At 69.7% G+C, this 6,582-nt stretch carries 6 protein-coding genes; 1 reads left to right on the top strand and 5 read right to left on the bottom strand.

What is annotated here, in order from left to right:
- Window positions 1-39 precede the first annotated feature (39 nt).
- The 5 genes from AAHM41_RS37855 to AAHM41_RS37835 form a co-directional block, all read right to left on the bottom strand.
- Window positions 40-978 (bottom strand): Gfo/Idh/MocA family protein, encoded by a 939-nt coding sequence (locus AAHM41_RS37855; protein WP_342241804.1) that lies wholly within the window; start codon window positions 976-978, stop codon window positions 40-42.
- Window positions 979-994: 16 nt separating this feature from the next.
- The gene (locus AAHM41_RS37850; RefSeq protein WP_342241803.1) at window positions 995-1,942 is read right to left on the bottom strand and encodes an ABC transporter permease; all 948 of its coding nucleotides are present in this window, start codon (window positions 1,940-1,942) and stop codon (window positions 995-997) included.
- A complete protein-coding gene (locus tag AAHM41_RS37845; RefSeq protein ID WP_342241802.1) occupies window positions 1,939-2,913 on the bottom strand; it encodes an ABC transporter permease in 975 nt (324 codons plus the stop codon). Before AAHM41_RS37845 ends, AAHM41_RS37850 begins: the two co-directional genes overlap by 4 nt.
- On the bottom strand, window positions 2,910-4,388 hold the full coding sequence (locus AAHM41_RS37840) for a sugar ABC transporter ATP-binding protein (protein ID WP_342241801.1): 1,479 nt from the start codon (window positions 4,386-4,388) through the stop codon (window positions 2,910-2,912). Before AAHM41_RS37840 ends, AAHM41_RS37845 begins: the two co-directional genes overlap by 4 nt.
- Window positions 4,389-4,626: 238 nt before the next feature.
- Window positions 4,627-5,691, bottom strand: a complete 1,065-nt coding sequence (locus tag AAHM41_RS37835; protein ID WP_342241800.1) for an ABC transporter substrate-binding protein — start codon at window positions 5,689-5,691, stop codon at window positions 4,627-4,629.
- A 294-nt stretch (window positions 5,692-5,985) separates the two neighbouring features.
- Between AAHM41_RS37835 and AAHM41_RS37830 the strand changes: the two genes are divergently transcribed.
- Window positions 5,986-6,582: lytic polysaccharide monooxygenase auxiliary activity family 9 protein (locus tag AAHM41_RS37830; protein ID WP_342241799.1), on the top strand; the 597-nt coding region annotated here is incomplete at its 3' end.

Raw genomic sequence — 6,582 nt, 5'->3', positions numbered from 1 at the left:
CTAAGCGTCAGATTTTGACCTAGGGACTGGAAAACGTTCTCACCACTCGAACGGATCGGTCGTCACCCGCTTGCCCACCAGCATCGCGTCGGCGACCAGGCGCAGCGGCGAGCCGTCGACGTCGCTGCGGCGGGCGTCGAGCAGTTCGGCGAAATGCGCGTAGATCCGCTCGTATTCCTCGCTCGGCGCCTCGACCACGACCGTGCCGCCGACCGACAAAGCCCCACCGCCCTTGAACAGCCGGGCCGGGCGGCCGTCGGCCGTCTCGATCGTCATGTGCCACTTCTCGTCGCCCTGCTCACGCCAGTCGAAATCGGCGGTCAGGGTCGGCGCCGCCGGGTCGGTGCTGGCGAAGACGAGCTGGGCCGCGATCGGCGTCTGCCGGTTGGCCGGATAGGTCAATTCCGCGCTGCGGACGAAGGGCGCGAACGGCAGGATGCGGGTGAAGATCGACAGCGCGTTGATGCCGGGATCGAACACGCCGAAGCCGCCCGGCGCCCACACCCAATCCTGGCCCGGATGCCATTTCCGGACGTCCTCGCGCCATTCGATCCGGACCGAGCGCACGCCGCCCTCGGCCAGCAGGTCGCGCGCCGCCTCGACCGCCGGGTTGAAGCGCGAATGCCAGGTGGCGAACAGCACCCGGCCCTGGGCGGCGGCGGTCGCCTCGAGATCGGCCAGCTCGGTCAGCGTCGCCGCCGGCGGCTTCTCCAGCAGCACGTCCTTGCCGGCCAGCAGCGCCTCGCGGGCGAGGCCGTGGCGCACCTCGGGCGGGGTGTTGACCGCGACGATGCCGATGTCGGGCCGAGCGGCGTAGAGCTCTGCCGGGGTGCGGTAGCTCGGCACGCCGCCATGGCTGAGGCCGCGCGTGCTGACCACGGCCGCCAGCTCGAAGGCGCCGCTCTTGTCGATCACCGGCAAATGCTGGTCCTGCGTGATCTTGCCGAGGCCGATGACGGCGATCTTGTGGGTGGCCAAAGCTGTTCTCCTCGTCTCAGCGCGTCTTCTCGCCGCCCGCCGCGACGATCACGGCGATGATGATCAGGCCGGTCAGCACCAGCCGCAACCCGGTTCCGGTGCCGAGCGCGTTCAGCATCGTCACCAGCAGGAACAGGAACAGCGCCGCGCCCCACAGACCGGGCAGGTTGGCCCGGCCGCCGGCGACGCTGGTGCCGCCGATCACCACCACGGCGATCGAGTTCAGCAGGTAGTCCTTGCCCATGTCGAGCGAGGCGCCGCCGAAATACCCCGCCATCAGCGCCCCGGCCAGGCCAGCGAAGCCGCCGGACAGAGCGTAGGTGACGAACCGGGTGCGCTCGACCTTCACCCCGGCCAGATGGGCGGCGCGCGGGTTCTGCCCGACCGCCAGCACCGACCGGCCATAGATCGTGCGCTGCAGCACCACCGCCATCACCGCGGCCAGGGCGAAGCCGGCCACCGCCATCACCGGCACGCCCGCCACCTGCCAGGTGGTGAAGGCGGCGAGGCCGTCCGGCGGGGAGATCCGCAGGCCGCGGCCATAGGCGATGGCGACCGACTGGAACACCAGGCTGGAGGACAGGGTGGCGATGATCGGCGGCATGGCGAAGCCGCGGATCAGCGCCCAGTTGGCGATGCCGACCGCCAGGCCGCAGGCCAGCGCCACGGCCAGGCCCGGCAGGATCATGCCGTCCTGCCCGGCCATCACGATCATGGCGACCGAGCCGGACAGGGCGATGTTGGACGGGATCGACAGGTCGATATTGCCCGGCCCCATCGCGATCACGAACATCTGGCCGATGGCGACGACGACGAAGAACACGCCGAAGCTGAGCGCGGCGGTCAGCACTTGCCCCGCGCCCTCGCCTGCCGCGATCGCGACCACCGCCAGCCACAACAGCACCGCCCCGACCCAGGACCACAGCCAGGGCCGGTCGGAGGTCCATGTGGAGATCCGGGTCATCGTGGCCGCCTCCGGCTGGTCAGGGCCCTGAGGGCCAGGACGATGATCAGGATCGCGCCCTGGGCGCCGATCTGCCAGTCGGGCGAGATCCGCATGAAGGTCAGCAGCGATCCGGCCAGGGTCAGCACCAGCGCGCCGACCACCGCCCCGACCGGCGACACCCGGCCGCCGACGAAGTCACAGCCGCCGAGGATGGCGCCGGCGATCGACAGCAGGGTGTAGCGCTGGGCGATGTTGCTGTCGCCCGAGGTCGAGAGGCCCAGCAGGGACAGCCCGGCCAGCAGTCCGAACACCCCGGCCAGGGCATAGAGCCCGACCCGGATCCACAGCAGCGACCAGCCGGCCCGGGTGATCGCCTTCGGGTTGCCGCCGGCGCCGCGCAGCACCGCGCCGAGGGCGGAGCGCATCAGGAAAAGATGGACCAGCGCGGCCAGCACGATCGCGACCAGGATCGGCAGCGGCACAAAGGGCGGCTTCCAGCTCATCGCCGCGCGCAGCCAGGCCGGGCTGGCGCCGCCGGGCGAGGGCAGCACCAGGATGGCGAGGCCGAGCCAGACGAAGCTCATGCCCAGCGTGACCACCAGCGACGGCACGTTGCGCCAGTGGATCAGCGCGCCGGCGGCCGCATAGGCCAGGACGCCGCCGGCGAGCACGGCGACGCCGAGCAGGGGTTCATCGACCAGCCAGGTGGCGGCAACGCAGGTGACGAAGCCGACATAGGCGCCGATGCCGAGGTCGAGGTCGTTGACCGTCAGCATGCACATCTGCGCCAGGGTGGCGAACATGATCGGGATCGCCAGGCCGAGCATCAGGTTCAGCCCGAGATAGCTCATCGTCCTCGGGTTGATCAGGAAGATCGGCACCAGGATCGCGGCCAGCGACAGGAAGGGCAGCAGCGCCCGCCAGGTCGAGGCGCGGGTCAGCGGCGCGGTCCAGGATGGCCGCGGGCGGGGCAAGGCGAGATCGGTCATGAGGCGCGGCGCTCTTCTTCCGCGAAGGAGGCCTGGAGGACGGCGGATTCGGTCAGCTGCGACCGGCTGAGATCGGCGACGATGCGGTTGTTGCGGAACACATAGACATGGTCGCAGTGCTCCAGCTCCTCCATCTCGGTGGTGTACCAGAGGAAGCTGCGGCCCTGCCGCGCCTGGGCCCGCACGAGCCCGTAGACCTCATGCTTGGTGCCGACATCGACGCCGCGCATCGGGTCGTCCATCAGCACGGTGTCGGCGTCGCAGCCCAGCGCCCGGGCGAACAGCGCCTTCTGCTGGTTGCCGCCGGACAGGGTCAGGATCCCGCCGGACAGATCGGGGGCGCGGATGCCGATCCGCTCCTGCCACTCCCGCCCCAGCGCCGTCTCGGCGGCGGGCGAGATCAGGCCGAAGCGGCGCAGCGCCGCCAGCGAGCGGATGGTGATGTTGCGCTCGATCGACCACAGCGGGAACACGCCCTCGGTCTGGCGGTCGCCGGCGACGAAGGCGACGCGGCCGTGCACCTCCATGCCGCGGCGCACGCCGAAGCGCGAGCCGGAGACGGCGTCGTAGACCCGCTGCAGCAGGCGGCTCTGGCCATGCCCGGCCAGGCCGGCGAGGCCGATGATCTCGCCCTCGCGCGCCACCAGCTCCAGACCGGCCCCCGGGGTGGCCGGCACGCGCACCCGCACCGGCGCCGAGCGGTGCGCCTCGGCCCGGGTCTCGGCGGCCGCAGACGCGGCATGACCCATGGCGGCGACCAGGCCGGGCTTGTCGATCTCGCCCGCCTTCCAGGCGCCGACCACCCGGCCGTCGCGCATCACCACGATGCGGCCGGCGGTGGACAGGATCTCGCCCAGGATGTGGGTGATCAGGATCACCGCCAGCCCCTCGGCCACCCGCCGGCGCACATAGTCCAAGAGCTGCCCGGCGGCGACGGCGTCCAGCGAGGAGGTCGGCTCGTCCAGGATGACGAGGTGCAGCGGCGCGTCCGTGACGCTGAAGGCGCGGGCGATCTCGACCATCTGGCGCCGGCCGATCGACAGATCCGCCACCTCGGCCTCCGGCGCGATGCCGTGGCCGGGGAAGATGCGGTCGAGCGTGCCGATGATGAGGTCGCCGGCGCGGCGGCGCCAGCCCGGGCCGGTCAGGCCGGGATGGGTGATCCGCGCATTCTCCGCCACCGTCAGGTTGGGGCAGAGCGACAGCTCCTGGAACACGCAGCGGATGCCGAGCGCCTGGGCCGGGCCGATGGCGTAGCGGCCGGTGCGGTCCTCGCCCAGCACGGTCAGCCGCCCCTGGTCCGGCGCCAGCGTGCCGGCCAGGACGTTCATCAGCGTCGACTTGCCGGCGCCGTTGTGCCCGGCCAGTCCGAGGCATTCGCCGGGCACGACCGCGAGGTCGACCCCGCCCAGCGCCCTGACCGCCCCGAAGCTCTTGGCCACCCCGGCGAAATCGACGATCGGTGGAGAGGTCATGGAACTTCTCCGGGAATGCGGCAGGCCGTTTCATAGTCCCCCCTCCCCTCGCGGGAGGGGGGTAGGGGGAGGGGGTTGTCGACGCGAGGGCCAAACAGCCCCGGAGATCTCGTTTTCCCGAATGACCAAACCGAGATCAGGCATGGCTCATCCGGCGCAAGCCCCCTCCCCCAACCCCCTCCCGCAAGGGGAGGGGGGACTCTAAAGACAGCATCCCGACTCATCGCGTCGGATCCTCTTACCCTTCCGTCGGGGTCGGCGGCAGCTCCTTGCCGGCGGTGATGGCGTCGATCAGCTTGACCGTCCAGTCCTGCGGGTAGGTGGCGTTGGTGACGCCGCCCTCCGGCGTATGGGCCAGCCAGTAGTCGAGCTTGGCCTGCTCCACCACCACGGTCGGCAGCCGCAAATCCTTCGGCACGTCCTTGCCGGCCAGGATCTGCTGCGCCACCCAGAAGGCGACCTGGGCGGAGCCCGGGGCGATCGACAGGCTCATCGTCTCATAGCCGCCGGCGGTCTGCTCCTTCCACCATTTCAGCTCCTCGTAGCGGTTGCCCATGATGATCAGGGGCACCTTGCGCCCGGCGGCCTGGAAGGCCTGGGCCGCGCCGTAGCCATCGCCGCCCTGGGTCACCACCGCGTCGATCTGCGGCAGGGTCGGCAGGATGCCGGCGACCTCGCGCTGGGCCACGGTCTGGGTCCAGTCGCCATGCACCGAGCCGGCGATCGAGAAGCCGGAATGCGCCTTCACCCCGGCCTCGATGCCCTTGTGGATCTCGTCGTCGACGAAGACGCCGGCCAGGCCGCGGATCTCCAAGAGCTTGCCGCCCTGCATCCGTCCGGCGAGGTAGTCCATCTGGGTCTTGCCCATGCCCTCGAAATCGATGGCGATGCGCCAGGCGCAGGGCTCGGTGACGATGCCGTCGAAGGAGACGACGACGATGCCGGCGTCGCAGGCCTCCTTCACGGCGCCGTTGACCGCGGTCGGCGAGGCCGCGTCGATCACGATCGCGTCATAGCCCTGCAGGATCATGTTCTGGATCTGCGCCGCCTGGTCGGTCGGCGAGTTGTCGGCGGTGGTAAAGGCCGGGGCCTCGGCCACCAGCTTCTTCTCGACCGCCGCCTTGCCGACCTCGTCCCAGCTCTTCAGCATCGCCTGGCGCCAGGAATTGCCGGCGTAGTTGTTGCTGAGCGCGATCTTCTTGCCCGAGGTGTCGCCGGTGGCGACGCCGTCCGCCGCATGAGCCGGCACCACGGCGACGCCGCACAGGAGCGCCGCCAGCGCCCAGTTTCTCACACCACGCATGGACCTAGTTCCTCCCGAAATATTCTGTCCGGAATCGCGTCCGGCGGGCGAACTATGGGATTTATCAGACAAATTGACAAGCGCTCGGCGGAGGGAACAAAAGTGCAACGTTTGGCATTGATCTTTCCGGTCTCGCGCAATAAAATTTCTACTCATATGAAATTTTCATACTCCGAAAAAACAATTCGGAACGAACTCCCCCGGAATGGATTTCCGGCGCGGCAGGGCTGCGGATCTCGTTCCCACGGCGTTTCCGGCCCTCGCCTTGCATTATCCTATGGGGGAGATGTTCGAGTGAGAATTCTGTCCACAGTGGCGCTCGCCGCCTGCAGTATCGCGGCCTCGGCGACAGCCTGGGCCCATGGCACGCTGGAGATGCCGATCAGCCGGGTCTATGCCTGCTACCAGGAAGGCCCGGAGAGCCCGAAATCCGAGGCCTGCAAGGCCGCGAAGACGGTGGCCGGCCCGCAGGCCTTCTACGACTGGAACGGGGTGCGTCAGGGTGACGCCGGCGGCAACCACCAGCAGGTGGTGCCGGACGGCCAGATCTGCTCCGGCGGCGGCGCGGAGTTCCGCGGCCTCGACCTGGCCCGTCCGGACTGGACCAAGTCGTCGATCGTCCCGACCGGGGCGGGCGACTACACCTTCGTGTGGAAGGCCACGGCCGCGCATGCGACCAGCTATTTCAAATACTTCGTCACCAGGAACGGCTGGAACCCGAACGCGCCGCTGAAGTGGAGCGACCTGGAGGAGTTCGCGACCGTGCCGGGCTCCACCGCACAGAAGGTCGGCGACCAGTACCGGATGACGGTGAAGCTGCCGCAGGGCCGGAAGGGTGACCACGTCATCTACGGCATCTGGCAGCGCGCCGACAGCCGCGAGGCGTTCTAC

The organism is Inquilinus sp. OTU3971 (genome assembly GCF_038440215.1).
The sequence above is the reverse complement of the archived record's forward strand: the minus strand, read 5'-3'. Positions and strand labels throughout refer to the sequence as shown.

Excerpts from the sequence above, each read along its gene's own strand:
- AAHM41_RS37850 (WP_342241803.1), bottom strand. The coding sequence starts at position 1,942 with ATGACCCGGATCTCCACATGGACCTCCGACCGGCCCTGGCTGTGGTCC.
- AAHM41_RS37845 (WP_342241802.1), bottom strand. The coding sequence starts at position 2,913 with ATGACCGATCTCGCCTTGCCCCGCCCGCGGCCATCCTGGACCGCGCCG.
- AAHM41_RS37840 (WP_342241801.1), bottom strand. The coding sequence starts at position 4,388 with ATGACCTCTCCACCGATCGTCGATTTCGCCGGGGTGGCCAAGAGCTTC.
- AAHM41_RS37835 (WP_342241800.1), bottom strand. The coding sequence starts at position 5,691 with ATGCGTGGTGTGAGAAACTGGGCGCTGGCGGCGCTCCTGTGCGGCGTC.